This window comes from Acinetobacter sp. BEC1-S18-ESBL-01 (assembly GCF_014169935.1).
In the GTDB taxonomy this organism is placed as follows: domain Bacteria; phylum Pseudomonadota; class Gammaproteobacteria; order Pseudomonadales; family Moraxellaceae; genus Acinetobacter; species Acinetobacter pittii.
In genome coordinates, this window is sequence record NZ_AP022302.1 from 3,492,216 (window position 1) to 3,517,986 (window position 25,771).

26 protein-coding genes, 2 tRNA genes and 1 riboswitch are annotated in these 25,771 nt (G+C 40.3%); of the genes, 13 read left to right on the top strand and 15 right to left on the bottom strand.

Annotated elements, in window-relative coordinates:
- Positions 1-109 precede the first annotated feature (109 nt).
- The 3 genes from H7R46_RS16595 to H7R46_RS16605 all read left to right on the top strand — a co-directional run bounded on the left by H7R46_RS16595 (position 110) and on the right by H7R46_RS16605 (position 2,309).
- A complete protein-coding gene (locus tag H7R46_RS16595) occupies positions 110-1,951 on the top strand; it encodes a long-chain-acyl-CoA synthetase (protein WP_005066002.1) in 1,842 nt (613 codons plus the stop codon).
- Between the two features lie 184 nt (positions 1,952-2,135).
- A tRNA-Lys gene (locus H7R46_RS16600) sits at positions 2,136-2,211 on the top strand.
- 22 nt (positions 2,212-2,233) lie between these two features.
- Positions 2,234-2,309, top strand: a tRNA-Lys gene (locus H7R46_RS16605).
- Positions 2,310-2,372: 63 nt separating this feature from the next.
- On the opposite strand, the gene H7R46_RS16610 is transcribed toward H7R46_RS16605, so the two are convergent.
- A complete protein-coding gene (locus H7R46_RS16610) occupies positions 2,373-3,269 on the bottom strand; it encodes a LysR family transcriptional regulator (protein WP_005066000.1) in 897 nt (298 codons plus the stop codon).
- 112 nt (positions 3,270-3,381) lie between these two features.
- On the opposite strand from H7R46_RS16610, the gene H7R46_RS16615 reads away from it, so the two are divergent.
- Positions 3,382-4,137, top strand: a complete 756-nt coding sequence (locus tag H7R46_RS16615) for an SDR family oxidoreductase (protein WP_005065998.1) — start codon at positions 3,382-3,384, stop codon at positions 4,135-4,137.
- Between the two features lie 45 nt (positions 4,138-4,182).
- Here the strand turns inward: H7R46_RS16615 and hemW are convergent, their stop codons facing one another.
- Entirely contained in the window at positions 4,183-5,337 is a 1,155-nt protein-coding gene (gene hemW, locus H7R46_RS16620; RefSeq protein WP_005065995.1) for a radical SAM family heme chaperone HemW, read from the bottom strand.
- Positions 5,338-5,453: 116 nt separating this feature from the next.
- Between hemW and H7R46_RS16625 the strand changes: the two genes are divergently transcribed.
- A complete protein-coding gene (locus H7R46_RS16625; protein WP_005065993.1) occupies positions 5,454-5,915 on the top strand; it encodes a DMT family transporter in 462 nt (153 codons plus the stop codon).
- 32 nt (positions 5,916-5,947) lie between these two features.
- The gene (abeM, locus tag H7R46_RS16630) at positions 5,948-7,294 is read left to right on the top strand and encodes a multidrug efflux MATE transporter AbeM (RefSeq protein ID WP_005065991.1); all 1,347 of its coding nucleotides are present in this window, start codon (positions 5,948-5,950) and stop codon (positions 7,292-7,294) included.
- Between the two features lie 33 nt (positions 7,295-7,327).
- On the opposite strand, the gene H7R46_RS16635 is transcribed toward abeM, so the two are convergent.
- Positions 7,328-8,578: an acyl-CoA dehydrogenase family protein gene (locus H7R46_RS16635; protein ID WP_005065990.1), complete on the bottom strand. Its 1,251-nt coding sequence runs from the start codon at positions 8,576-8,578 to the stop codon at positions 7,328-7,330.
- Positions 8,579-8,610: 32 nt separating this feature from the next.
- Complete coding sequence (locus tag H7R46_RS16640) at positions 8,611-9,858, bottom strand: SfnB family sulfur acquisition oxidoreductase (RefSeq protein WP_005065988.1); 1,248 nt, start codon at positions 9,856-9,858, stop codon at positions 8,611-8,613.
- A 256-nt stretch (positions 9,859-10,114) separates the two neighbouring features.
- Here H7R46_RS16640 and H7R46_RS16645 point away from each other — a divergent pair, with 256 nt between their 5' ends.
- The 3 genes from H7R46_RS16645 to H7R46_RS16655 all read left to right on the top strand — a co-directional run bounded on the left by H7R46_RS16645 (position 10,115) and on the right by H7R46_RS16655 (position 12,354).
- Positions 10,115-11,413 (top strand): ABC1 kinase family protein, encoded by a 1,299-nt coding sequence (locus H7R46_RS16645; RefSeq protein WP_032013055.1) that lies wholly within the window; start codon positions 10,115-10,117, stop codon positions 11,411-11,413.
- Between the two features lie 101 nt (positions 11,414-11,514).
- Entirely contained in the window at positions 11,515-11,769 is a 255-nt protein-coding gene (locus H7R46_RS16650; RefSeq protein WP_002114896.1) for a type B 50S ribosomal protein L31, read from the top strand.
- Between the two features lie 252 nt (positions 11,770-12,021).
- Positions 12,022-12,354 carry a HopJ type III effector protein gene (locus tag H7R46_RS16655; RefSeq protein WP_002114866.1) on the top strand — a complete coding sequence of 111 codons (333 nt, stop codon included), beginning with the start codon at positions 12,022-12,024 and terminating at the stop codon, positions 12,352-12,354.
- A gap of 502 nt (positions 12,355-12,856) precedes the next feature.
- Here the strand turns inward: H7R46_RS16655 and crcB are convergent.
- From crcB to H7R46_RS16675, 4 genes are all read right to left on the bottom strand, one after another.
- The gene (gene crcB / locus H7R46_RS16660) at positions 12,857-13,237 is read right to left on the bottom strand and encodes a fluoride efflux transporter CrcB (protein WP_005065982.1); all 381 of its coding nucleotides are present in this window, start codon (positions 13,235-13,237) and stop codon (positions 12,857-12,859) included.
- 124 nt (positions 13,238-13,361) lie between these two features.
- Positions 13,362-13,428: riboswitch (Fluoride riboswitch) on the bottom strand.
- A gap of 44 nt (positions 13,429-13,472) precedes the next feature.
- Positions 13,473-13,883, bottom strand: a complete 411-nt coding sequence (locus H7R46_RS16665) for a GFA family protein (RefSeq protein WP_005065978.1) — start codon at positions 13,881-13,883, stop codon at positions 13,473-13,475.
- 78 nt (positions 13,884-13,961) lie between these two features.
- Positions 13,962-15,167, bottom strand: coding sequence for a TIGR03862 family flavoprotein (locus tag H7R46_RS16670; RefSeq protein ID WP_005065974.1), 1,206 nt, complete (start codon positions 15,165-15,167; stop codon positions 13,962-13,964).
- Complete coding sequence (locus H7R46_RS16675) at positions 15,157-15,795, bottom strand: SAM-dependent methyltransferase (RefSeq protein ID WP_080630993.1); 639 nt, start codon at positions 15,793-15,795, stop codon at positions 15,157-15,159. Before H7R46_RS16675 ends, H7R46_RS16670 begins: the two co-directional genes overlap by 11 nt.
- An 87-nt stretch (positions 15,796-15,882) precedes the next feature.
- Between H7R46_RS16675 and H7R46_RS16680 the strand changes: the two genes are divergently transcribed.
- Entirely contained in the window at positions 15,883-16,077 is a 195-nt protein-coding gene (locus tag H7R46_RS16680) for a DNA gyrase inhibitor YacG (RefSeq protein WP_002114956.1), read from the top strand.
- Here the strand turns inward: H7R46_RS16680 and H7R46_RS16685 are convergent.
- The 5 genes from H7R46_RS16685 to H7R46_RS16705 all read right to left on the bottom strand — a co-directional run bounded on the left by H7R46_RS16685 (position 16,074) and on the right by H7R46_RS16705 (position 20,477).
- Positions 16,074-16,718 (bottom strand): MBL fold metallo-hydrolase, encoded by a 645-nt coding sequence (locus H7R46_RS16685; protein WP_005065967.1) that lies wholly within the window; start codon positions 16,716-16,718, stop codon positions 16,074-16,076. The two genes, H7R46_RS16680 and H7R46_RS16685, sit on opposite strands and share 4 nt — an antisense overlap.
- 23 nt (positions 16,719-16,741) lie before the next feature.
- Entirely contained in the window at positions 16,742-17,758 is a 1,017-nt protein-coding gene (hemH, locus tag H7R46_RS16690) for a ferrochelatase (protein WP_005065964.1), read from the bottom strand.
- 73 nt (positions 17,759-17,831) lie between these two features.
- Positions 17,832-18,836, bottom strand: a complete 1,005-nt coding sequence (locus H7R46_RS16695; RefSeq protein ID WP_025469761.1) for a DUF4062 domain-containing protein — start codon at positions 18,834-18,836, stop codon at positions 17,832-17,834.
- Between the two features lie 116 nt (positions 18,837-18,952).
- Positions 18,953-19,819 (bottom strand): glutamate racemase, encoded by an 867-nt coding sequence (gene murI / locus H7R46_RS16700; RefSeq protein WP_025469760.1) that lies wholly within the window; start codon positions 19,817-19,819, stop codon positions 18,953-18,955.
- 46 nt (positions 19,820-19,865) lie between these two features.
- Positions 19,866-20,477 (bottom strand): DUF1285 domain-containing protein, encoded by a 612-nt coding sequence (locus H7R46_RS16705; protein ID WP_002114653.1) that lies wholly within the window; start codon positions 20,475-20,477, stop codon positions 19,866-19,868.
- A 187-nt stretch (positions 20,478-20,664) separates the two neighbouring features.
- Between H7R46_RS16705 and H7R46_RS16710 the strand changes: the two genes are divergently transcribed.
- On the top strand, positions 20,665-22,377 hold the full coding sequence (locus H7R46_RS16710) for an electron transfer flavoprotein-ubiquinone oxidoreductase (protein WP_005065953.1): 1,713 nt from the start codon (positions 20,665-20,667) through the stop codon (positions 22,375-22,377).
- A 43-nt stretch (positions 22,378-22,420) separates the two neighbouring features.
- Here the strand turns inward: H7R46_RS16710 and H7R46_RS16715 are convergent, their stop codons facing one another.
- Both H7R46_RS16715 and tusA read right to left on the bottom strand, forming a co-directional pair.
- Positions 22,421-22,801, bottom strand: coding sequence for a hypothetical protein (locus H7R46_RS16715; protein ID WP_005065951.1), 381 nt, complete (start codon positions 22,799-22,801; stop codon positions 22,421-22,423).
- A 132-nt stretch (positions 22,802-22,933) separates the two neighbouring features.
- The gene (tusA, locus tag H7R46_RS16720) at positions 22,934-23,191 is read right to left on the bottom strand and encodes a sulfurtransferase TusA (RefSeq protein WP_002053527.1); all 258 of its coding nucleotides are present in this window, start codon (positions 23,189-23,191) and stop codon (positions 22,934-22,936) included.
- Between the two features lie 184 nt (positions 23,192-23,375).
- Here tusA and H7R46_RS16725 point away from each other — a divergent pair, with 184 nt between their 5' ends.
- Entirely contained in the window at positions 23,376-24,215 is an 840-nt protein-coding gene (locus H7R46_RS16725) for an HlyC/CorC family transporter (protein ID WP_002114976.1), read from the top strand.
- Positions 24,212-25,771, top strand: coding sequence for an apolipoprotein N-acyltransferase (gene lnt, locus H7R46_RS16730; RefSeq protein ID WP_005065947.1), 1,560 nt, complete (start codon positions 24,212-24,214; stop codon positions 25,769-25,771). Before H7R46_RS16725 ends, lnt begins: the two co-directional genes overlap by 4 nt.

The following is a 25,771-nucleotide window of genomic DNA, read 5'->3' on the forward strand; positions in this document are numbered from 1 at the left end:
GTTGATTGCACTAGAAGAAAAGTTTTAAAAGCATGGTGAACCATGAAAAATACTGTACTTTTGCCAACGCAACCTTTTTTGGATTGATCGAAAAATAAATAGGATTGATATGAGCCAGACAACACAGACCGATATCATTACGCTTGGGGATGTTGCCACTAGACTTCCTAGCTTCATTCCCAAAGTACCCCATATCCTGAATGGTCTTAAACAGGCTTATTTAAGAACAGCAAATACACCAACTGGATTAGGTGTAGCTTTTGAGAAAGCTGTTAAGCGAAATCCGAAAGGTATTGCTTTATTATTTGAAGATCAAAGTTACTCATATGAAGCTTTAAATGAATGGGCTAACCAGATTTCTCACTATTATTTATCTCTCGGCGCACGTAAAGGCGATGTGATTGCCGTAATGGTTGAGAACCGTTCAGAGCTCATTGCTACTATTGTGGGTTTAGCTAAAATTGGGGTAACTATTGCGCTTGTAAATACATCTCAAGTCGGTAAAGTTCTCGCTCATAGTATCAATCTTGTAAAACCAATTGCAGTCATTGCAGGTGAAGAAGTTCGTGTTGCAATTGATGAAATTCGTCAAGACTTAAACGTTCCTAAAGACCGTTTCCACTGGTTTGCAGATCAGGCTACTCGTCAAGATGCAGGAACAGCACCTCAAGGTTATGCCAATCTTGCAATAGAAATTGATCAATTCCCGAAATTCAATCCATCGACCACACAATCCGTTCATGGAAATGATGGCCTGTTTTATATTTATACTTCGGGAACAACAGGCTTACCAAAAGCAGTTATTTTTAAACATAGTCGCTGGACACTGGCCTATGGTACTTACGGCCACATTTTAAACCTTGGCCCAGATGATGTGATGTATGTCACTTTGCCGCTATATCATGCAACAGGCGTAGTTGTTTGCTGGTGTGGTGTGATTGCAGGAAGCGCTACCCTTGCCATCCGACGTAAATATTCAACCAGTGCATTCTGGAAAGATGTTCAGAAGTTTAATGCGTCTGCAATCGGCTACGTAGGTGAACTTTGCCGTTACTTAATGGATGCCCCAACTACAGAACTTGACCGTGCTCACCGTGTAACCAAAATGATTGGTAACGGCATGCGTCCAAACATCTGGGATAAATTCAAACAGCGTTTTGGTGTGCAAGAGGTTCTAGAGCTCTATGCTTCAAGTGAAGGCAATGTCGGCTTTAGTAATATTTTCAACTTTGACAATACGGTAGGCTTCTCTCCTACGCCATACGCAATTATTGAATTTGATAAAGAGAAAAACGAACCGATACGCGATAAAAATGGCTGGTGCAAAAAAGTTAAAGCTGGTGAAGTCGGTTTATTGGTAGGCAAAATTACTAGTCGCTCCCCATTTGATGGCTATACCGACCCAGAAAAGAATAAATCTGTGATTATGCAAGATGTCTTCAAAAAAGGTGACTCATATTTCAACACAGGTGATCTTGTTCGTAATATTGGTTTCCGTCACGCTCAGTTTGTTGACCGCTTAGGTGATACCTTCCGTTGGAAAGGCGAAAATGTATCTACCACAGAAGTTGAAAACATGGTGTGTGAATATGACAAGATCGCTGAAGCTGTGGTTTACGGTGTAGAAATTCCAAATACTAATGGTCGTGCAGGTATGGCAGCAATCATGCTTGCTGATGGTGCCGAGTTAAATGACGCTGATTTAACAGAAATGGTGACTGTATTTAAAAAATGCTTACCTGCTTATGCGGTACCAGTGTTTTTACGTATACAAGCTAAAGTTGAAACTACAGGTACTTTTAAGTACCAAAAGAATAAATTGAAGGAAGATGCGTTTAATCCAAGCAAAACTTCTGAACGTTTACTCGCTTTATTGCCTGGTGAAAGCAGTTACTGTGACATTACAAGTGAAATTTTTGACAACATTCAGGCATATAAATACCGTTTTTAGTTCATTTTTTAGCTAAACAAGAGGAAATCGTGCTTTTTATAGGCAATCATGCAAATGTTTTTAAATTTCCTCTTGTGTTAGTTGAATAACTTGCTAAAATACGCGACATCAAAACAAAGGTGGTGTTAGAAAACTTTTAGTTATCTTGCACTTCACATTCAAATGATATTTGAATGTTTGTTCAGGGTCGTTAGCTCAGTTGGTAGAGCAGCGGACTTTTAATCCGTTGGTCCCGCGTTCGAGTCGCGGACGACCCACCACTTATCTGTTTTGAACCTATTTGGGTCGTTAGCTCAGTTGGTAGAGCAGCGGACTTTTAATCCGTTGGTCCCGCGTTCGAGTCGCGGACGACCCACCAAATTCTAAAAAGCCTCTCAGTTCGAGAGGCTTTTTTTATTGTTAATGTATTTTAGTTTTATGACTAAAAGATGACGATGCACTTCTTATAGAGAACATCCCTAGCCCATTCCATAAAGATTTCCAAGCGTTTAGGAATATAACTTCGGTTCGGATATAGAATATTAAGTGGAAGTGATTGAGCCGTATAAGTGCTTAACACTTCAACTAAAGTTCCCTGCTCAATTTTGTCCTGAACATCGTAGTATGGAAGTTGGATAATTCCTAAACCTGCACTAGCTGCTGCAATATAGGCTTCCGTATTATTTACGCTTAAAGCACTATCCATCATCACAGCTCCATCTTGATATAAAAATACGCCCTGTTTCTCTCCTACCGCTCCTGCATAGTTAATAAGTTTGTGTTGAGATAGATCTTCTAATTGTTCAGGAATACCGTACTGTTCTAAATAGTCAGCACTTGCACAGTTCACCATAATCAAGTTACCAACGAACTTCGCGATCAAACTACTATTATTTAGCTGCCCTACTCGAACAACACAATCAATTCCTTTCTCGATTAAATCAGTAATGTCATCAGAGCTATGAAGTTGTAAATGAATGTCTGGATAGCGGCTATAAAAATCGGACAGTTCAGGAATAATCACTTGATGCACGATTCGGCTGGGCATTGAAATTTTTAGCGTGCCACGATAATGCTGCTTTTGCGTCTGTATGAGTTGTTCGAGCTGTTCATAATCAAATAACAGGTTTTGGCATTCGGGCAATATTCTTTGTCCATCTTGGGTGAGGCTTACTTTACGCGTAGTACGATGAAATAAGCGTACCCCATAGTGAGTTTCTAGCTGTTGAATTGCGCTCGTTACTGTCGAGCGAGGTAAATCAAGCTGATTTGCCACTTCACTAAAGCTTTGTCGTTTAGCGACTTCTGTAAAAATAAAAAATTGCTGCAACCGATCCATTTAATTGTTCGTATTTTCTGAATAGTTAAACCAAACTAGCATAATTGATCAAAAATTACCGCCAATCTAGACTAAAAACACATTAAAACAAGTCATCACAGGAACAACCATCATGGCAACTCATACCCTAAAAGATAAAGTTGTACTGATTACAGGCGGTGCAAAAAACTTAGGTGGACTCATTAGCTGTAAATTTGCAGAACAAGGTGCAAAGCTTGCGATTCACTACAACAGCGCTGAAACTCAGACAGACGCAGAGCAAACGCTCGCAGCAGTTAAAGCATTGGGTGCAGACGCTGTTTTAATTCAAGCAGACCTAACGGATATTGATAATATCGAAAAGCTATTCTTAGACACTAAGCAGCATTTTGGCGGAATTGATATTGCCATTAATACAGTTGGAAAGGTTTTAAAGAAATCTTTTTTAGATACCACAGAACAAGAGTTTGATAGCATGAGCGATATCAACTCAAAAATTGCCTATTTCTTTATTCAATCGGCAGGTCGTCATTTAAATGACGGCGGCAAGATTTGTTCAATCGTGACTTCTCTTCTTGCAGCCTACACTGGACTCTATTCAACCTATGAAGGTTTAAAAGCACCTGTTGAGCATTACACACGTGCTGCATCAAAAGAATTTGGTGATCGTCAGATTTCTGTGACTGCTGTTGCACCTGGGCCTATGGATACTCCCTTCTTTTATGGTCAGGAATCTGCCGAAGCAGTGGCTTACCATAAATCAGCTTCAGCTTTAGGTGGGCTTACCAAAATTGAAGATATTGAACCTCTAGTTCGCTTTTTGGTAACTGATGGTTGGTGGATTACAGGACAGACTATTTTTGCAAACGGCGGCTATACCACTCGCTAAAATCAAAAAGCCGCATCTCAATGTGCGGCTTTTTAATTTGCTTCTTTATAAGAACTCTTCTAGTACCGAATTTAAGAAAATATGTCCCTGCTCAGTACAAGCCAAACGACAATGATCATCGACCAATAGCTTTCTAGCTCGTAGTGAAGTGAGTACTTCATTTAAGTGATCTAGGCTTAAACCTGTGCGCTGCTCATATAACTCAGCTTTTACCCCATCATTTAGACGTAAAGCATTCATCATAAACTCAAAAGGTAGCTCTTCTGCTTCAATCTTTTTCATTTGCAAATGTTCGGCTGGAACCTTAGCCAAATAGTCTTTCGGTAAACGAGTCTTTTGGAAACGATACACGCCATCTGGTCGGGTTACTTTGCCATGTGCTCCTGCACCAATTGCAAGGTAATCACCAAATTCCCAATAATTTAAATTATGAGCTGAAGGCTGCTCTTTACGCCAAGCCGATACTTCATAGTTTATAAAACCATTGGCTTTTAGATAAGCCTCACCCTGCTCTTGAATATCTTCTAGCACTTCATCTTGAGGTAAAACGGGCTGCGTACGGAAGAATACTGTGTTTGGCTCAATAGTCAGTTGATACCAACTGATATGTGTCGCGCCATGCTCTACAGCCATCTTTAAATCATAAAGTGCTTGCTCTAGCGTTTGCTCAGGTAGGCCATGCATTAAATCGACATTAACTCGCTTAAAGCCTGCTTGTCGTGCCTGCTCTATTGCATCCATAGCATTGTTGGCTGAATGAATACGCCCAAGCTTTTGCAAGTGCTCTGTATTAAAAGTCTGCACACCAATCGATAAACGGTTAATACCTGCTTCTAAATAGCCTGCAAACGGGTCATGTTCTAGTGTTCCGGGATTTGCCTCTAGGGTGATTTCACAGCCATCCTCAAATTTGAGCAATGACTTAAGCTGTTCAAACAGCCACGCATAGCCTTTAGCAGAAATAAGTGAAGGTGTTCCACCACCAATAAATACACTATGAATTGAACGTCCCTGAGCCATCTCAACTTGAGTTTCAAAGTCGACCTCCAATGCTTTTAAATAGGTTTGCTCGAGTTCTGCCGAAAGCGCTCCCTCTGGTACGGCATGCGAGTTAAAGTCACAATATGGACATTTACGCACGCACCAAGGCATGTGGATATATAAAGATAAAGGAACAGAAGCAGGATTTAATACGGCCAAGGAGCAGGTCCAATTTACACAATATTTCTATTTTAACATGACTGCATCAATGGGCTTATGAAAACATACCTTAATTGCTTTAGACTGTTTTTAAACATACTTAAATATTGATAAAAATGATGAAATTCTCTAGTCAACTTTTCCTGATCTTACCTCTAGCTATGGGAATCGGTGTTGCCATGGCTTTTCAAACTGCAATCAATGCTCAACTGCGCGAGCAACTACACTCACCGTTGCAGGCAGCTTTATTATCATTTTTCATAGGTACTATTGTTTTAGCCGTTATGGTTTTTTTCCAAAGTGCCGAAAAGCCCTCTTTAAGTGAAATATCAAATATTCCATGGCTTCTTTGGACAGGAGGATTCCTTGGGGTTTATGCAATTAGCATGAGCATTTATACTGCACCTAAACTTGGTTTTTTAACCTTTACAGGGCTAGTCGTTTTTGGGCAATTGCTCATTTCAATGTTGCTTGACCATTTTGGTTGGTTAGGTACAGAAAAGACACCTGTTACATGGCAACGGTTTCTTGGTGGCGTGATCATCTTTGTCGGTGTGTTACTCACTTTGCAACGTTAGCTTCATTTTTATATTTAAAAAGAGTACCTTTTGTGTCGAATGTCACATCTTTTCGGTCTGAATTAAAACAACTCTTCCACTTAATGCTACCGATTTTAATTACCCAGTTTGCTCAAGCGGGATTTGGGTTAATTGACACTATTATGGCTGGGCATTTATCTGCAACCGATTTAGCAGCAATTGCGGTAGGTGTGGGCTTATGGATTCCAGTCATGCTCCTGTTCAGTGGCATTATGATTGCGACTACACCTTTGGTCGCTGAAGCAAAGGGCGCAAGAAATACAGAACAAATTCCTGTCATTGTCCGTCAATCCTTATGGGTCGCCATCATTTTAGGCGTAATGGCTATGCTCATTTTGCAGCTCATGCCGTTTTTCTTGCATGTGTTTGGCGTACCGGAGAGCTTACAGCCTAAAGCAAGTTTATTCTTACATGCGATTGGTTTAGGTATGCCTGCTGTGACCATGTACGCAGCCCTACGCGGTTATTCAGAGGCTTTAGGCCATCCACGTCCTGTAACGGTCATTAGCTTACTGGCCTTAGTGGTTTTAATCCCTCTAAACATGATTTTTATGCATGGCTTAGGACCAATACCTGCTTTAGGTAGTGCAGGCTGTGGTTTTGCAACATCCATTTTACAGTGGCTCATGCTAATTACTTTAGCTGGCTATATTTACAAAGCTTCGGCTTACCGAAACACGTCGATTTTTAGCAGATTCGATAAAATTAACCTGACTTGGGTAAAAAGAATCTTACAGCTTGGCCTACCCATCGGTTTAGCCGTGTTCTTTGAAGTCAGTATTTTTAGTACAGGTGCATTGGTGCTTAGTCCACTGGGTGAAGTATTTATTGCAGCACATCAAGTCGCAATTTCAGTCACCTCTGTGCTGTTTATGATTCCGCTTTCACTTGCGATTGCCTTAACTATTCGCGTGGGAACCTATTATGGTGAAAAGAACTGGGCTTCGATGTACCAAGTGCAAAAAATTGGTCTAAGCACAGCAATATTTTTTGCCTTATTGACCATGTCTTTTATTGCCCTAGGTCGTGAACAAATTGTTTCAGTTTATACTCAAGATATAAATGTTGTGCCTGTTGCAATGTATTTACTCTGGTTTGCAATGGCTTATCAGTTGATGGATGCATTGCAAGTGAGTGCCGCAGGCTGTTTAAGAGGTATGCAAGATACGCAAGCACCGATGTGGATTACACTCATGGCGTATTGGGTGATTGCTTTCCCTATTGGGCTTTATTTAGCGCGTTATACCCATTGGGGTGTAGCTGGTGTGTGGCTAGGCTTGATTATTGGTTTAAGTATTGCCTGTGTTTTATTGCTCTCACGGCTTTATTTAAACACTAAACGTTTAAGCCAGACCTAACAAAAAAGCCGATGAAACATCGGCTTTTTTATTTTATGCAGACTTTGCCCGCGGGCTTGCTCCAATTTGCCAAACAAATGGTAAATCGGTACGGTTCACTTCCCAATCTCCAATCACTTTTTCTTTGTAAATAAGTGGATTATGTGAAGACACCGTTCGAGCATTACGCCAGAAACGGTCGAGTTGTTTGACCTGACTACTTGCCGATGCGCCTAAAGCATTAAATAATTGACTGGTTAAATCGAGTACCAAATTAGAAATCACCACCTGCCCTTGCGCCGACTCAAGCTCTGCATCTACGTTAAACTGATGTTCTTTTACCTCTAACTCGCTAAAGTGACTTTCATAAGCCTTCTGTAATGCTTCTGCTGTTTTAATCGTAATTGCTAGACTTCCATAGGCTTGAGCAGAGGCTTTACCTACCACCTGTAAAACTTGTGGGTCGTGACGAACAAGGTCACCATTACCATGACTAAAAATACGCTTTCGCTCACGTATTTCTTGGCTAAAAGTTTCGACCGCAGCATGCGCAATCCCTGTTAGAGTTGCAAGATGTACTACTTGATAGAAAGCAGTTTGATATTTAAAACGTTGGTCAAATGGAATAAGGTGCGAAGCTGGTAAATGCACCTGATGTACTTTTAAAGTACCACTGCCCGTTGTCTTTTGACCAAAGCCATCCCAATCATCAATCACACTCACGCCTGTTTCATGACGATAAATAGCAGCAATCACATGGCGGTCATTTACTTCATCATAAGCAAATAAATCGATCCAGTCAGCAAAGATACTTCCTGTTGAATAGTACTTTTCTCCATTTACCACCAAGTTACCCGAAGCATCTTTGGTTACTCGTGTAACAACATCACCAATCTGTACATTTCCAACTTCGGTCCATGCATTCCCAACTAAATCACCTTGTACAAAACGCTGAAACCAAACCTCCTGCGAATGCTCTTTATGGGCAACTAAGCGGTCTTCAACAAAAGCAAAGTGTCCACGCAATGCTTGCACAATATTCGAATCTGCTTGCGCCAATTCTGCTAGAAGCTGGAAAAGTTGTGGCAATGATACCCCATCTCCACCATATTTAACGGGTACCCGTACTGCACCTAACTTGAGTTCTTTTAACCACTGAATCGGTTCAAAAGGCAAGATTCGTTCTTTTTCCCGTTGAATTGCACCTTGGGCAATTTTTTCAAAAACTAGACGAAATCTACTTGCTACCTTTTCATAATCGGCGCCTACTGATAGCTCTTCTAATTCAATTTGGGTAATTGTCATCTTTATTCTCCTAATCTTATTTTTTATTCACTTTAGCTCCATGCATGACGCGGTGGATGAACACCATTGAGGTAATAATTACCAACAATGTGATATTTCCAACGCACGGGATCATGCAAGGTGTGAGTGCGAGCATTACGCCAATGTCGGTCCAGATTAAGCTCAGACAAGGTCGATCGTGTTCCAGACAACTCAAAAAGCTTATTCGCTGCTAAAATCGCAACTTCTGTAGTGAGTACTTTTGCTTCAGCAACCAGTAATGTCGCTTGATTTACATGTTCTTCTGTCGTGTCGGCAATCGCTTGATCAATCGCATCTCCAGCCAAATCTAATACCGCTTCTGCTGCACGCAGTTTGATTTTTAAATCACCAATGTTTGCAATCGTATAGGGATCATCACTCGCTTTTTCTAAACCTGAATCGACCCATGCGCGGCTATGATTTTTGACATAGTGGATTGTTTCTTCAATTGCGCCACGTGCAATACCAGCGTCGACAGCAGCTTGAATAAATTGTGAAATTGCACCTGCCGGTGTAGGACGTTCGAAAGCCTGATAAATCGGGATTAGATATTCTTCACGTACTGGAACTTGATTAAGTTCAACGGTCCCACTGGCTGTGGTTCTTTGCCCGAAACCAGACCAGTCATTAATAATATTAACCCCTGAAGTTTCCCGAGGAACTAGCGCCGCATAAGGCTGCCCCTCTTCATTTACAGCGACAATTGGAACCCAATGCGCAAGCAATGCACCAGTTGCAAAAAACTTCTTGCCATTAATTTCATAACCGTGCTCGGTCTTTCGTAATGTGGTAGTGAGGTCAGCCACCGTTTTGCTATGCTTTTCTGAAAAGGCATTGCCAAAACGAATCCCCCTCAACACTAAGTTAAAGAAAAATTGTTGTTGTTCTGGGCCTGCATCAAGGCGTAAATGTTCAATAAAAGCTAAATGGTTTTGAGGAAGCTGTGCAAGAGATGGATCAACACTCGCAATTGTTTTGATGACCTCAGCCAAGGTTCGATATTTAACTTGGGCACCACCAAATTGCTTGGGAACCGTAATAGCCCATAAGCCACTTTGTGAGAACTGTTGAATTTCGTTTAGAGGTAAACGGCGCTCTCTGTCTCGCTCAGATGCTTCTTGTGCAAACTCTTGAGCAAGTTGTTTGGCAAGCTCAATTGCTTCTTCATCAGAACGAATAATATGCGCATCTTTTGACTGCTCAAACACAGATAAAGGAACCGCCTGAGACCGCCCATGGGCCGAACTTAAACTTGTCATAACTTTTGTTATCTCTATTTTTATTTAACCTGTTATTCACATTACCACCAAAAAAACAGGCACTTTATAGATATTAAAGCTTTGTTTATGAAATGGATTTTCACAAGCTTTTCATATTTTTTACTATAAAAATAACATTTTGTTTTTCGAAAAATTTCTTACATGAGATAAACAATTTCATATAGGCTTTTTAAGCTTTGTCACCTATGATCAAAACTAGGCAATATTATGTTGTAGTCAATGAGGTATCGAAGATATGGCAAAGAATGCAAGTTCACCCGGCAAACGATTTATGAAACTTGCAGGAATGACCGCGAGCATTGCAACGAAAACCGTTTCTAACTCGATTCGAAACTTGACCGCAGATGAAGAGCAAAAGCTGGCTTCAAAAACCAAGTTATTTCAGGATATTGGTTTACAAATTGCCGATACCTTAGGTGAAATGAAAGGTGCCGTCATGAAAGTCGGCCAAATTGCATCTCAATATAAAGATATTTTCCCACCCGAAGTCGCCAAAGCAATTTCAAAGTTACAACGCCAAGCTCCAGCCATGCCTTTTGCTGCCATTCAGCAACAAGTTGAACGCGAGCTTGGAAAGCCACTGAATGTTGCCTTTAAATCTTTTGACCAAGAACCTTTTGCAGCTGCTTCAATTGGCCAAGTTCACAAAGCTACCCTACCTAGTGGCGAACAAGTTGTAGTGAAAGTTCAATATCCTGGTGTTGATGAGGCCTGTGAAAGTGACTTAAAACAAGTGCGTTTAGCCCTTCGTTTAATGGGCGTACTTAAAATTGATAAAAAGCTACAAGATCAGCTTTTTGCAGAGATTCAAGATAGTCTATCAGCAGAACTTAACTATGAAATCGAGGCTCAAAACCTTGAAGTTTTTAAAACATTTCATAGCCAGTTAGATGACAAAATTATCATCCCTACTGTTTATAAAGATTATTCTTCAAGACGTATTTTAACCTTGAGCCTCGAACAAGGTGACAGCATTGAAACTGCCAGCGCTTGGCCTATTGAAGTTCGAAATACGATTGGACGTCGTTTGATTCGTGCTTTAGGTCAGGAAATGTTCTTTTTAAAACGTTTTCACTGTGACCCCCACCCGGGTAACTTTGCCTTCCGCCAAGATGGTAGTGTCATTATTTATGACTATGGCAGTGTTAAAACGCTTTCAAATGAAATCGTGCAGCACTTTAAACGCTTAGTAAATGCAGCTCGCCATGAAAATATTGAGCTAATCGAAACAGAATTATTTGAACTACATTCACTTGCTGAAAAAGGCAAATTCCCGAGTGATCTATATAAACTCTGGATTGAAGTATTATTACGTCCGCTTACCACCACTTATAATTTTGCAGAGAACTCATCACATCATGATGGCATGTTACTTGTGAAAAAATCTTTGAAGTATTGGGATGTCTTTAAACCATCACCAGATACTTTAATGGTCAACAGAACCATTTCAGGACATTACTGGAACCTGATTCACTTAAAAGTTCATGACAATCTAAACGATCTATTTGAAGAGCTTGTACCGCCTTCTAACTAACTTAATTTACTGATCAATGTAGCCTTTTATGGGTTACATTGACTTTTCAATTGTTATGTTATAACATTTCTTTAATCAAAAATAATTTAGGACAATCTCTCATGCGTAAAGATATTCATCCTGCTTATCAACAAGTGTTATTTCATGACACCAATGCAGACGTGTACTTCTTAATTGGTAGTACTCTTCAGTCTAAACAAACCAAAGAATATCAAGGGAAAGTCTACCCTTATGTCACTCTTGATATTTCAAGTGCCTCACACCCTTTCTACACAGGTGAAGTACGTCAAGCAAGTAACGAAGGTCGTGTAGCAAGCTTCAATAAACGCTTCGCTCGCTTTAATCGTAAGAGTTAATCTTGCGTTAAGATTCGACCAATACACTTAAATCATTGGAAGCCTAAGACTATCTCCTCCACTTAGGCTTCTTTTTTTATGTGCATTTTTTCGATCATTTATAAACTGTGTATAAAAGAAAACTTATCCACAATTTGTCTAAAAACTCTTCTGATTTTTTTCAATAACCCCTCAATTTTTATAATTGCCAAGCTTCCAAAGCGCCTATTCGATGCTATGCTTAAGCCCTCATTTGTTAGGAAGTTTAAGATAATGGCACAAGAGTTACTTGCCCAATTACAAGCAGGCACAGCAAAATTTTCAGACGTTTTAGCTCATATTGAAGCACGTTACCAACATACTCCAACAGCTTTTCAAAATGGTGCACAGCATAATGCTGCTACTGAAAATCAAGGCAGTGCAAAAGTTTTCTCTTTTGCCAAGCTACAAGGTTTAGACCAAGCACAAACTTTAAGTTTATTTGCAGAACACTACGCATCTGTATTGGCTACACCAGAAGGAACTGATCATCAAAATATTCGTCAGTTTATGCAAAATGGTTGGGATGGTGTGAAGTTTGAAGGTCAAGCTTTAACTGAAAAGTAATAGATTTAAATAAATAATAGAAACGACTTAATTTTTATTATGAGCACTGCCTTAAATGGAAGTGATATCCAAATGATGGATTGTATAGGCTAAGCTTACTTTTCAAGGATGAAAAGTAACAAAAATCCTTTGTTACGCTGATGCTACATCCATGTAACACAGCGAAACGACGGCATCCATGCCGTCTATCACGATAGTAAATGCCTTATTTTTCTTAATTATTTTATTGGCCCCTTACATTTGATACGCGATAACGTCATTCGCAGCCTGCGTGGTGTCAATAAAAGATCGTTTTTGCAAAGCATAAGATAAATGGATTCAGTGAACAGGTTCTGCGAATGACAGATGCCTTTGGTTACTTTGGGCAAAACCAAAGTAACTTAATTAGCTGCTTCCATTAGATAACTCAACGGTAAGACTCCGTCGTGAAAATCCTACCCAACACTCAACTTCGATGAGCTCTCACAACTTGAAATCATGGTCGATTCTTAAATATAAAAACTCAATGCCCCGCTACCCAATGATAAGTCGCCAATCCCAAACACGTAAAAATTAAAGACCCAATTAAATGGATGGAAATCCCCAACATCGCCATACCCAACTTACCACTTTGTAATAAAGTGACGATCTCAATCGAGAACGTTGAAAACGTAGTTAAAGCACCACAAAAACCAGTAATCACAAAAAGCTTATAGTTCGGACTTAAATCACTTTGAGCAAAATAGGCAATTGCAAAACCAATAATAAAACCACCGACCAAATTAACAGTGACGGTACCCAGTGGAATTTGCGGGTAAATCGGGTTAAGTTTTAAACCTAAAAACCAACGCAACCATGCCCCTAGAACTGAGCCTAAAGCAATTGAAAGTAGAGAGTAATACATAGGACCACCCCTTTAGATAGACGCTAAAAGAGCAAAAAATAATGAAGGGAAATATGACACAGCGTACTCCAAAAATAAGCAGAGTACGCAATAACCTACGTACCCAGCGATATAAATACATGAGGGTAACGTAGGCATCATTAGCCAATACGGCGGTTTTTCAAGGGAGGAATGCCATCTCCCTGTTTTAAGTATATTAGATCATCTTGAATTTGATTTAAACATACTTTTTAAATCATGGGCGTTCATCGTATTGCGGTAAATCATCACAAATGCTTTCCCACTCTGCTTTTGAACCAGCAAAAATATGCATTGTCGGCTTTTGGTCTAGTGGTGTATCAAGTGTCCCAATTCTTAAGCGATATAATTCAGGCTGCGCATCACGCGAGCTAATAAGCGGTGAACCACATTCGCTACAAAACCAACGATACACTCCGTTCACAGCAAATTTTTTGATAAGGTCTTCACCTTGGGTAATTTTAAAATCTGTACTTTTAACAGGAGCATTTGTTGCAAATGCTGTTCCATTGGCTTTTCGGCAGCGTTGACAGTGACATTGAATAATATCTCCGATATCGCCCTTAATTTCATAGCGAATACCTTGGCACAAACAACTTCCTTGATAAACTGGTGATGCTTGAGACATGTTCTCGTAAATCCTATTATTATTGATCGCTCAAAAATAACACTTTTCACATATCAAACATAGCACCAAATTATCCTGTTATTTTTCTAAAAAAGAATGCACACCTTCACCAGCCGCTCGCCCTGTAGCAAAGCATGCTGTAAGTAAATATCCACCTGTAGGAGCATCCCAATTCAGCATTTCACCACAGCAAAAAACACCTGAGGTTTGTTTAAGCTCTAAGCTTTCAGTTAGTGCATTCTGCTTAACACCACCAGCACAGCTAATCGCTTCTTCAATGGGTCTAAACCCTTCTAGCTTAATTTGGAGCGCTTTGATTCGCTGAGCCATAGCCTCTGGTTGGTTCCATAGTGCTTTATCAACCACTTCTCGAATTAAGTTAATCTTGGTCGTGTCTAAGCCTGCTTTACGCCAGATATTAGTGAGCGATTGTTTTTTGCTAACTTGTAATTTTTTAACTAACTGTGACAACTCTACATCAGGCAATAAATCTAAAAACAAATTTAAGCTTTGCCCTTGTTTTTGTTGTTCTCGTAAAGCACGTCCGAGTTTATAAATAACACCACTTTCTAAACCATAGTGAGTAATCACAATATCGCCATGTGCAATCTGGCTAGGATCAACCCATGCATTGATACGTTTTAAAGGTTCACCAAAACAGCTTTCCATAAAAGCTGACCAAGTGTGAAGTACACCTGCATTACTTGGCTGGAAAGGTTCAATATTGGATTGATCCATCCATTGCTGCCATGCACCATCACTACCTAATTGTGGCCAAGACACAGCACCACAAGCCAATACGACCGCATCGTATTGCTGGGTAAAGGTTTCAGTGCTTTGATTATTTTGATTTTCTAAAGTTACCGAGGTACCTTGTAAAGTAATACAACGATGTCGATAAAAGAATTTAACTTGCTGTTCTGCTAAGCGTTTTAGCCAAGCACGTAATAGAGGGGCCGCTTTCATTTCGACAGGAAAAATGCGACCTGAGGTGCCAACGTAAGATTCTATTCCCAGATTTTTCATCCAGTTTTGAATCCAGACTGCATCCCATTTTTCCACCCACGGTTTGAGCCATTCTACACGGTCATAGCGCTCAATAAATTGCGCTAAAGGTTCGGCATGCGAGATATTTAACCCCGTTTTACCTGCCATGAGAAACTTACGCGCCGCTGAAGGTTTCTGCTCGTATACATCAATATCATAAGCATATTGGCTCAACACCTCAGCTGCCATTAAACCAGCCGGACCTGCACCAATAATGGCAACCCGCTTATTCGCCATACACTTGACCTTGTAATGGGGCAAACTCATCAAAACGTGTGCTGTAACCTTCAGGTTTAGTGATCACAAGCTGTTGGCAAAGTTCTCCACGTTCTAAATACTTAATTTCAAAATGAGTACGTGCAGATGTTTGAGCAATTTTTTCTTTTTGATAAGGCAGCTTCCAGACATTAATTAACTGTTGTTCTGCTTCTTCAATATATTCAGGGATATTACTTGCCAAAGTAATAGTTCCCCCTGTTTGCAGGCGTGAGATTAAAAACTCAAAAAATGGCATATTCAACCAGCGCTGTGCTGGATTATGGGGTTCTGGGTTTGGATAGAGAATAAAGAAATGTTCAACTTGAGCAGGATGTAGTGCATGTACCACCCACGGTAAAGCATCTGCATGTACAGGAATTAAATTATCTCTTGGTTCCAGACCATGCTGTTTTTGCATTGCCAAGAATTTTTCTCGGGTTCGTTCAATTGCATACAATGTGTGCTGCGGCTGTTGCCCGCTAAAAAGCAAAGCATGTTTACCCTTGCCCGCTCCAATTTCTACACAAATTGGGGTATTTTCAATTGGGGTAAAATCGCGAGGCGCTTGCATACGTTGTGCTTGAAATTGACGAATCGGCATAATCACATCAAACTAAATAAAAATCGGCATAAGTCTAACAAGTCACCTGACTTTTGCCTAATCTATTTCTCTTCACTTTGAGGATATCGCTTTATGCCACGTACATTCCCCTGCCCACGTTGTGGTGAACCAAGTGTTTGGGAAGGTAATGAATTTCGTCCATTTTGCTCTGAACGCTGTAAATTAATTGATTTAGGTGCTTGGGCAAATGATGAATATAGACTGCCTACCCAAGATGCGCCTCAGCATAACAAGGGTAGTCAAAATGAAGATGATTACGAGGATTAACCTGCTTTACCCGCGACAAACGGGTTAAATTGTTTTTCATAGCCAATGGTACTCATTGGACCATGTCCAGAAATAAACTGAGTATCATCTGGCAAACTAAAACACTCTCGTTTAATCGATTCAATCAACTGATCATGGTTTCCACGCGGAAAGTCTGTTCTGCCAATTGAGCCTTTAAACAAGACATCACCAGTCCAAAGCAAGCCATGATTTTTATTATAGAAAATAACATGTCCTGGTGTATGACCCGGCGCAAAACGTACCTCAAACTCATCTTCACCCAGTTTTAGCACTTCACCGCCTTCAAGCCATTGATCGACTTTAACAGGCTGTGGAATTGGAAAGCCATAACGTGCTGAAACTTCCTGAATCATATCTAGCCAAAACTGATCTTCTTTATGGGGACCAATAACTGGAACATTCCATTCTTTGGCAAGTTCACCCACTGCTCCTGCATGGTCTAAATGCCCATGAGTGAGCCAAAGAGCTTTCACTTTTAAACCTAAGGCTTCTACTTCTTTTTTCAAAACCGAAGCGTCACCACCCGCATCAATCAAAACTGCTTCTTTAGTTTCACTGTCCCAAACAAGAGAACAATTTTGGGCAAATGCAGTAACTGGAACAATTTTAACTTGCAGCATAAGAACCTCTGGCTAAAACGCAATTAACGGTGGGCTAAGGTATAAGTAAGGGCATCAAGATTAGCCTGAACTAACCCTGCAAGCAAATCAATATGAGCTTGATCGCTATTTAAAGCAGGAATATAAGCATAGCTACCACCACCCGCTTCTTGAAACAACTCAGCATTTTGTATGGCTAACTCTTCAAGTGTTTCCAAGCAATCAGCAGAAAAAGCTGGGCTTAATACCTGTACTGACTTAACGCCTTGCTTCGCCCAATCTTGTAAAAGTTGGTCTGTATAAGGCTTAACCCACTCTTGTTTCCCAAAACGTGATTGGAAGCTAATCGCCCATTCATCATCTTTTAAATGCAAAGCTTCAGCGACTAACTTTGCAGTAATGCGACAACGGTCTGCATACGGGTCGCCTTTGTCTGCATACGGCTGTGGAATACCGTGAAATGACATCAACAGTTTTTCAGGCTTACCATGTTGCTCTTGATAAGCTAAAACACTTTCTGCCAATGCCTGAATAAACATTGGATGCTGATAGTAGTCTTTGATAATTGTTAGACCTGGCAAGTTTCGCTGGGCTGGAATCCACTTGGCAAATGCATCGTATAGCGGTGCTGTAGAAGTGGCTGAATATTGAGGAAATAAAGGCAATAAAATGACATGCTCTTGCGGATTAGCTGCCAGTTTTTCTAAAACTGCGTCAATACCCGGATTACCATAGGTCATCGCTGGTATCACGGTTAAATCAAACTGATTATTTTCTCGCTGCAAATAAGCCTGAATACGTTGAGTTTGCTCAAACACAATTTCACGCATGGGCGAATCTTTTGACCATACCGAAGCATAGGCATGTGCTACCCTTTTTGGGCGAAAAGGTAAAACAAACAGATTTAAAATAATCCACCAAATGAATTTCGGTATTTCAATCACGCGTGAATCAGATAAAAACTGCTTTAGAAAACGGCGAACCGCTGGAACAGTGGCCTCATCCGGTGTACCTAAATTCGCTAAAATGACAGTAACTTTCGGTTTTTGTTCAAACGACATGTGTAAATGCCTTTCAATTCATCTTATGTCACTAATGTAACAGCTTTTATTGTCATATATAAATTGAATCGCTCTAAGCTTTTAATCGAATGCCCCGATGGCTCCATTTATAGCTAAGTAATAACTTTTGAGCTTTAGCTGTGACTTTCCATAAGCTATAGGATTGTTCAGTCTGAGTTGGAACAATCCAGCCCTGTGACTGCATTTGCTTTTTTATCCGAAACAATGCCTTATGGTTAATCTGAGCGCAGGCGACAGCATGAGCACGAGGTAACTCCTGACGAGCATCTTCTAGGCCAGCCTGATTCAAATATTCATTTAAACATGTCCCAAAATTCTCTTCTGGTGTCGCTGTTTCAAACTGCTTTGCCAATATACTTAACAACTGCGACCAAGTCATTTGTCGTTGTCGTTTAAGCTCTTTAAAATTCCCATCCTGAAATGCTTGAATTTGATATTCAAATGCAAAAATATCTTGGGGAGCAACTTCGTTTACTTGAGCTGATGACTCTGTTAATTGCTGTTCTAACTGTAAAATTTTACTTTTTAATAGCTTAATTTCATCTTCTAAGTGATGAGCCTGATGAGCAGGCACCCAACCTTGCCCCATATGTTGTTCAACCATTAAAGGCATATTTAAACGAACAGCCAACTCTAGTTCACGTGGCGTTTTAAAGTAAAATACGTGCTGAGCTTCATGTAATAGTTTTTTTCTAAATACGAGAAATTTATCTTTAAGCTGTGGATGTGTTTCTTGTAAATGCATTTCACGACTTTCAGGCTGCTCATGCATGAACACAATAATGGGTTTAGCCTGACTTAACGCATATTCATATTCTAAAGATAAATAACTCACACCAGCAATCGACTGCTCTCCATACTGGCTGCCTAAAAGTAGGATTACATAATCACACTCATCAATTTGTCGACGAGCAAGCGTAGTGGTTAGGGGTGTTCGTTGTTCTAATCCCCAAGCAAAGAAACCCATCCCTACCAAGGTTTGAGACAAAACCATTCGCTCTGGCTGCATATCGCGGCCGGATGTTGAAATAAAAATCTGATAGCGTGTATCGAGCATAAAAATACCCTTTCGCCCCATGATCTGTCCGTAACTTAATATCAGCCAAGATCATGAACCGCCCCAAATAAAATAATAAATCTAAAAAACACTAGTTTCTAAATGATGCTAAAAGATCAGTTCAGATTATGAAGTGTCCAAGTTAACTCTTGTGGAATCAAATGTTGTAAAACAGGTTGCAGTGCCTCAGCATTATTACCGCTGACATAACATTCAATACGTGCAACATTCTGACCTATTTGGTCACATAATAACTCATTTTTTATTAAAATACGGGCTGTTTGTCGGGCAACTGCCAATCCAGAATCAACCAGTGTGAATTGGTTATCAAAAAGATGATGAATTGCTTGATTTAAGAAAGGATAATGCGTGCAACCGAGCACTAAATAGTCGGCACCTTGCTCAGCGGCGGGCTGTAAAACTTCTTTTAATGCCTTTAAACATGCCTCACCCATTTGCTGACCTGCCTCTACACAAGGAACGAGTTCAAGGCTAGTTAAAGTCATCACCTTAACGCCTGCTGGAACAGCAAACTTCTCGACTACATCTTTAATAAGCTGGCCGCGAAAAGTAGCAGGTGTGGCCAACACAGCAACCACTTTAGAGCGAGTCTGTAATACAGCAGGTTTTAATGCTGGAACCAACCCTACAATTGGAAAGTGTTCTCCATAATGCTCGCGCAAATGATCAAGGCTAAATGCAGAAGCCGTATTGCAAGCTACGACTGCAATTTTACAGCCTTGACGATATAACCAATCGACTGCTCGAGCCGTGAGTTCCCTGATTTCTTCATCCGAGCGTGGTCCATAAGGAACGTAGGCAGTATCGGCATAATACACAATACGTTCATTTGGTAAATATTTGGCAATTTCTGCTGCAACTGACATCCCTCCAATTCCCGAATCAAAAATACCAATTGGGGCATCTGCTGATGCTTTAGGCATAGGTTCTAGCTCGGAAAATAAAGGTTGTATGGCGGTCATAGCTGTACTGAAGTGTCAGAAAATTTCACTCCCTAAAGCTTAAACCTCAAGTGCCTAATTGCAAGAGCAAATTACCACTTTTTAGCTCTAAAATAGTTTCACCTTTATCGTTTTCAATTAGTGTCCCATAGTTCACCAAATGATAGAAAGCCTGACGTTGAATCAGCGCATTAATCCCAAAACGGACATGCACATAAGGACGCAACTCTCCTGCATATTCACGCATAAAAATAGGATGTTCTGCATCAACCAAAATTACATCTTGGTTAGTGGTGGTCAGTTGTAAAAATTGCTCACCTGAAATTTCGACCTGATCTGCCTGATTGACTAATAAAGGTTCATCTTCAACTTCGATTTCAATTTGTTCTACAGGGGTTTTCAGGTAGAATTTGCCTTCTTCTTTCCATAGGACTTTGGTAAACAGATCTAATAGAGCTTGGCGCTTGATTAATTGACCTTCGTGCCACCATTCTCCATTGGATTTCACCGTCAAATCCATTTTGCCGCAATGCTTTGGATGCCACTGCTCTAAAGGTGGAATTGACCTTTTGTGACTTTGCTGTACACCTTTTAAGTATTGTGCAATGTTCATTAAGTTTTTATCATCAGATAACGGTATTTTTCCCATATCCGATGGTGAATTATTTTGATTTACCATAGTTTATGCCTTGCTGACGAAAAAATGTTACGACTCAGCCAATTGGCTAGATCATGGTTTAAAACTATACTAGCCCAAACGATAAAAGGCACAATAGCATATTTGCGCCTATGGATTAAAACACTCACGGCAGCACCGAATTATCTGAATATGACGGTTGCCACCTTTAAGTATTGAGGAGTCCTACATGGAACACATCGAACGTGAATCGATGGAGTTTGACGTTGTCATCGTAGGTGCAGGACCTGCAGGTCTATCTGCTGCGATTAAGATCCGTCAATTAGCGATTGAAAAAAACTTACCCGATCTTTCTGTTTGTGTAGTTGAAAAAGGCTCTGAAGTAGGTGCGCATATCTTGTCTGGTGCTGTGCTTGAGCCACGTGCCATCAATGAACTTTTCCCAAACTGGAAAGAAGAAGGCGCGCCTCTTAATGTCCCTGTAACTGAAGACAAAACTTTCTTCTTACTTTCAGACACCACTTCTAAAGAAGTACCTCACTGGATGGTTCCTAAAACCATGCATAACGATGGTAACTATGTGATCTCTTTAGGAAACGTAGTTCGCTGGTTAGGTCAAAAAGCTGAAGAATTAGAAGTCTCTATCTTCCCTGGCTTTGCTGCATCTGAAGTACTTTACCATGAAGACGGTACTGTAAAAGGTATTCAAACAGGCGACATGGGTATTGGTAAAGATGGCGAACCAACGCATAACTTTACTCCAGGCTATGAGCTTCACGCTAAGTATACCCTCTTCGCTGAAGGTTGCCGTGGTCACTTAGGAAAACGCCTAATTGCGAAATACAACCTTGATAAAGATGCTGATCCTCAGCACTACGGTATCGGGATTAAAGAGCTTTGGGAAATTGACCCAGCAAAACATAAACCGGGCTTAGTCATGCACGGTGCAGGTTGGCCTTTAGCAGAAACAGCTTCTTCAGGTGGCTGGTGGTTATACCACGCTGAAAACAACCAAGTTACTTTGGGCATGATTGTGGACTTGTCTTATGAAAATCCACACATGTATCCATTTATGGAAATGCAGCGCTGGAAAACTCACCCACTGATTAAACAGTATTTAGAAGGTGGTAAACGTATTTCTTACGGCGCACGTGCGGTAGTGAAAGGCGGTTTCAACTCTCTTCCTAAATTAACTTTCCCGGGCGGTTGCTTGATTGGTGATGATGCAGGTTTCTTAAACTTTGCAAAAATCAAAGGCTCACACACTGCCATGAAATCAGGCATGTTATGTGGTGAAGCTGTATTTGAAGCAATTGCTGCGGGTGTAGAAAAAGGCGGTGATCTTGCGATTGCACGTGTTACTGAAGGCGAAGATTTATTCGTTAAAGAATTGACTTCATACACTGACAAATTTAACAACAGCTGGTTAAAAGAAGAGCTTTATAACTCTCGTAACTTTGGCCCAGCGATGCATAAATTTGGTCAATGGATGGGTGGTGCATTTAACTTTATCGACCAGAATGTCTTTAAAGTGCCATTCACTTTACATGACTTGAAGCAAGACTTTGCTGCATTGAAAACTGTTGATGCAACAAGCTTTAAGCCAAACTATCCAAAACCGGATGGCAAACTTACATTTGACCGTTTATCTTCAGTATTTATCTCAAACACTGTACATGAAGAAAATCAGCCAGCTCACTTGAAGCTTACTGATCCTTCAATTCCAGTGAATGTGAACTTACCAAAATGGGATGAGCCTGCACAGCGCTACTGCCCAGCTGGTGTTTACGAAATCATGGAAAATGATGATGGTTCTAAACGCTTCCAGATTAACGCAGCGAACTGTGTTCACTGTAAGACTTGTGATATTAAAGACCCATCTCAAAACATCACATGGGTAACGCCTGAAGGCGGCGGTGGTCCAAACTACCCTAATATGTAATAAAAAAGCCCCGATTATTCGGGGCTTTTTTATTAGTATCCACTTATTGAAAAGGCGGTATTTTTGCTACGTTTAAATTAAAATTCTTTTTATAGAAAATAAATGTGCCCAATAAAAATAAGCCAAGAAAACCAAAGTTTCGCGCTAAATCGTAGTACCAAACCGATTTACCAAATAATAAATCAAGAATTAACATCAGCCCGAGAAACCTTGTATGCAAGATCAAACTCATCTTTATCTTTGGTTCAGGAGCAAAATATGTATTTCTATAACCGAGTAGAATTGAACCTAAAATAATAAGAATAGATATAATAATGATAGCAACAGTTTCAGATAGCCAAGTGATCTCTAAATGTAATAAACCAGCAATAGTGAAAAACCAAAGACAGATTAATAAGCTTCGTTTCACAAAATAATCATTCATTTTTATACGTCATTTATATGCTTAATTTTATAAATTATATAACGATTCTTATTTGTAAAAAATTATCATTTCAAATTAAAGTTGAATTATTCATGGCTTCTAATCTTCTTTATTAGAAGCCTTATTATTCTATTAACCTTTCTTCACTAAATAATGAAATTCTTTATGACCATTTTCATCTAAGCGTTCTTCTTGCAACAACAACTCATGGCCTAAATGCATACAAAACTTAGGGATATCCCACGAGGTCGAATTATCTGTTGCGAAGACTTCAACCACATCCCCAGACTTAGATTTGCGGATGGCTTGATGCAACATCATGACAGGTTCCGGACAACGTAAACCACGCGTATTGAGTTGTACAGTAGGTGAAATGGGTTGCTCTGACATAACAAACTCGAACAAATAGAATTTTCACATTTTAGCATAAACAAATTACTGAGCTGTTAACTGTAACTGGCTTTTACATAACAATATACGTTTTGTCTTTTAGCTTGTTTTATAGATGCATAAGCATCTTTTCTTCGGTATGATCTGTGTATTCATTTGATACATTGAGTCTTTAGGAAAGATCATGCAAGAGGAACCAAGTCCGTCGTGGGGAATGCGAGGCTTACGAAAATGGTTAGGTACAGCGCCAGAAACCCGTGATGAATTATTAAAATTAGTCCAAAATTCACGCCGCTTTTTAGAACCCGATACTGTTGCTATGCTTGAAGGCGTTCTTGACCTTCCAGCTACAAAAATTCGTGAAGTCATGACGCCACGAACAGCAATGATCAGTTTACAAGAAGATGATCAATTACTTGATATTCTTGATGTACTGGTTGAGTCTGCTCACTCACGCTTTCCAGTCTTCTCTGCCGATCAGCCGGACAATGTTGTCGGGATTTTGCTCGCAAAAGATTTGTTGCCGTTTCTAACTGAACCGAATACCAAAGTCGATATTCGAGTTCTTATGCGCCAACCGTTATTTGTTCCTGAAAGTGCACGTTCCGATCAAGTACTACGCATGTTAAAACATACTCAGACTCACATTGCGATTGTGATTGATGAATATGGATCAACAGCCGGTCTCGTTACGCTTGAAGATATTCTTGAAGAGATCGTTGGTGAAATTGAAGATGAGCACGACACGGTCGATGAAGATGCTCAGTACATTGTTCCTGACAATGACCATACGGTAGCAAATGCGTGGATGGTGCAAGCACTTACACCAATCGAACATTTCAATACTGTTTTAGATGCTGATTTTTCTGACGATGAAGTAGAAACTGTCGGCGGTTTATTGCTTCAAGAGATTGGTCTGGTAAGTGATTTACAAGGTCAAACTGTTGAGCTTGGAAATTGGTTATTTACAATTGTTGAAGCAGATGCCCGCACTATTCATCTGATTCGAGCTGTACGTCAATGAGAGCATACTTTGAAAAGCTGTTAGATTCTTCGCAACAACAAAAACAGCTTCCTTTAATTTTTCCTTTACTCATTGCTTTATTTTCAGGTGCCGTGTTCGGTTTTTCACTGGCACCTTATTATTGGTGGTGGTTGGCAATTTTATCTCCAGCCCTACTCTATGCAACATTACATAAGCGCTCAGCTAAACAAGCCTTTGCTATTGGTTGGAGCTATGGCTTTGGTTTATGGTTTGTAGGCGCTTTCTGGCTCTATACTTCCATCCATGTATATGGCGATACCAATGCATTTCTAAGCGTGTGTATGATCGCTGTTATGGCCCTTGTCATGGGTTTATTTACAGCATTTCAGACATGGGTTTACCGACGATTCTTCCCTGAAACGCCACTTACTTTTGCCCCACTTTGGATTGTTTTCGAATGGGCAAAAACTTGGGTATTTACAGGTTTCCCATGGTTGTTTGTAGGTTACGCTTTTACTGAACGCTTACTCGATGGTTATGCACCGCTATTTGGTATTTATGCAATTTCCTTCGTCGTCATTGTATTAGCATGTGCCTTAGTCGAAGTTCTTCGTAAACGTATTTTTTGGGTTATCCCTTCTGCCCTATTGGTTTTGGGTGCATGGGGAGCATCATATATACAGTTTGTAAAACCTAAAACTGCTAAACCACTTAGCGTTTCACTCATTCAAGGTAATATTCCACAAGATTTAAAATGGCTGACTGAATATCAAGTTAGAACATTAGAAATTTATGCTGGCTTGACAAAATCTGAATGGGGCCGTGACCTGATTGTATGGCCTGAGTCTTCAATTCCGCTCTTCCAAACCGACATTGAACCGTTTTTGGATGCAATGGATGCACAAGCGAAAAAGAACCATACAGCTTGGGTAACCGGAATTCCCTACTGGGATGTTGCAAAATCACATCAAGTTGGTAGCCCACTATATTACAACAGTATTATGGCTTCTGGCAGTGATTCAAGTGGACTCTATAAAAAGCAGCGTCTTGTTCCATTTGGTGAATACATCCCTCTTTCAGGTTTACTCTCTTGGGTGTTACCAGCCATGCAAAATGATATCAGCATGAGCGGTTTTACACGTGGTGAGAGTGACCAGAAGCCCCTCTTAATTAAAGGGCATGCACTTGCTGCTGCAATTTGTTATGAAGTGGCTTACCCCAACCTGACAAGACGTAATGCGGAAGACAGCGACTTCTTGGTAACTGTATCGAATGATGCTTGGTTTACGGGCACTGCTGGGCCTTGGCAACATTTACAAATGGTGCAGATGCGCGCTAAAGAAAATGGCCGCTGGTTTATTCGTGCAACCAACACAGGTGTAACAGCGTTTATTAATCAAAATGGTCATATCACTGAACAAGCACCAATCGATAAAGAGTTTGTCTTGAGAGGCGATTTACCTGCTATGCAAGGCCAAACTCTTTATAACCGTTTAGGTGATTATCCAATTTTAGGATTCGCGGTCTTACTGCTGATTTTAGGTTGGGTTTATCGTCCGCGTAAAGTTGACGTTTCTTTTAAATCTCGTCGCTAA

Bases quoted from the DNA above. Each gene is read 5' to 3' on its own strand.
- H7R46_RS16625 (WP_005065993.1), top strand. From the start codon at position 5,454: ATGATGAAATTCTCTAGTCAACTTTTCCTGATCTTACCTCTAGCTATG.
- murI (WP_025469760.1), bottom strand. From the start codon at position 19,819: ATGACCGCCATACAACCTTTATTTTCCGAGCTAGAACCTATGCCTAAA.
- H7R46_RS16680 (WP_002114956.1), top strand. From the start codon at position 15,883: ATGCCACGTACATTCCCCTGCCCACGTTGTGGTGAACCAAGTGTTTGG.
- H7R46_RS16725 (WP_002114976.1), top strand. From the start codon at position 23,376: ATGCAAGAGGAACCAAGTCCGTCGTGGGGAATGCGAGGCTTACGAAAA.
- H7R46_RS16640 (WP_005065988.1), bottom strand. From the start codon at position 9,858: ATGACAAGTTTAAGTTCGGCCCATGGGCGGTCTCAGGCGGTTCCTTTA.
- H7R46_RS16670 (WP_005065974.1), bottom strand. From the start codon at position 15,167: ATGGCGAATAAGCGGGTTGCCATTATTGGTGCAGGTCCGGCTGGTTTA.
- H7R46_RS16655 (WP_002114866.1), top strand. From the start codon at position 12,022: ATGGCACAAGAGTTACTTGCCCAATTACAAGCAGGCACAGCAAAATTT.
- H7R46_RS16615 (WP_005065998.1), top strand. From the start codon at position 3,382: ATGGCAACTCATACCCTAAAAGATAAAGTTGTACTGATTACAGGCGGT.
- lnt (WP_005065947.1), top strand. From the start codon at position 24,212: ATGAGAGCATACTTTGAAAAGCTGTTAGATTCTTCGCAACAACAAAAA.
- H7R46_RS16635 (WP_005065990.1), bottom strand. From the start codon at position 8,578: ATGACAATTACCCAAATTGAATTAGAAGAGCTATCAGTAGGCGCCGAT.
- H7R46_RS16595 (WP_005066002.1), top strand. From the start codon at position 110: ATGAGCCAGACAACACAGACCGATATCATTACGCTTGGGGATGTTGCC.
- H7R46_RS16650 (WP_002114896.1), top strand. From the start codon at position 11,515: ATGCGTAAAGATATTCATCCTGCTTATCAACAAGTGTTATTTCATGAC.
- H7R46_RS16685 (WP_005065967.1), bottom strand. From the start codon at position 16,718: ATGCTGCAAGTTAAAATTGTTCCAGTTACTGCATTTGCCCAAAATTGT.
- H7R46_RS16645 (WP_032013055.1), top strand. From the start codon at position 10,115: ATGGCAAAGAATGCAAGTTCACCCGGCAAACGATTTATGAAACTTGCA.
- hemH (WP_005065964.1), bottom strand. From the start codon at position 17,758: ATGTCGTTTGAACAAAAACCGAAAGTTACTGTCATTTTAGCGAATTTA.
- H7R46_RS16710 (WP_005065953.1), top strand. From the start codon at position 20,665: ATGGAACACATCGAACGTGAATCGATGGAGTTTGACGTTGTCATCGTA.
- H7R46_RS16715 (WP_005065951.1), bottom strand. From the start codon at position 22,801: ATGAATGATTATTTTGTGAAACGAAGCTTATTAATCTGTCTTTGGTTT.
- tusA (WP_002053527.1), bottom strand. From the start codon at position 23,191: ATGTCAGAGCAACCCATTTCACCTACTGTACAACTCAATACGCGTGGT.
- crcB (WP_005065982.1), bottom strand. From the start codon at position 13,237: ATGTATTACTCTCTACTTTCAATTGCTTTAGGCTCAGTTCTAGGGGCA.
- H7R46_RS16695 (WP_025469761.1), bottom strand. From the start codon at position 18,836: ATGCTCGATACACGCTATCAGATTTTTATTTCAACATCCGGCCGCGAT.
- H7R46_RS16705 (WP_002114653.1), bottom strand. From the start codon at position 20,477: ATGGTAAATCAAAATAATTCACCATCGGATATGGGAAAAATACCGTTA.
- H7R46_RS16665 (WP_005065978.1), bottom strand. From the start codon at position 13,883: ATGTCTCAAGCATCACCAGTTTATCAAGGAAGTTGTTTGTGCCAAGGT.
- H7R46_RS16610 (WP_005066000.1), bottom strand. From the start codon at position 3,269: ATGGATCGGTTGCAGCAATTTTTTATTTTTACAGAAGTCGCTAAACGA.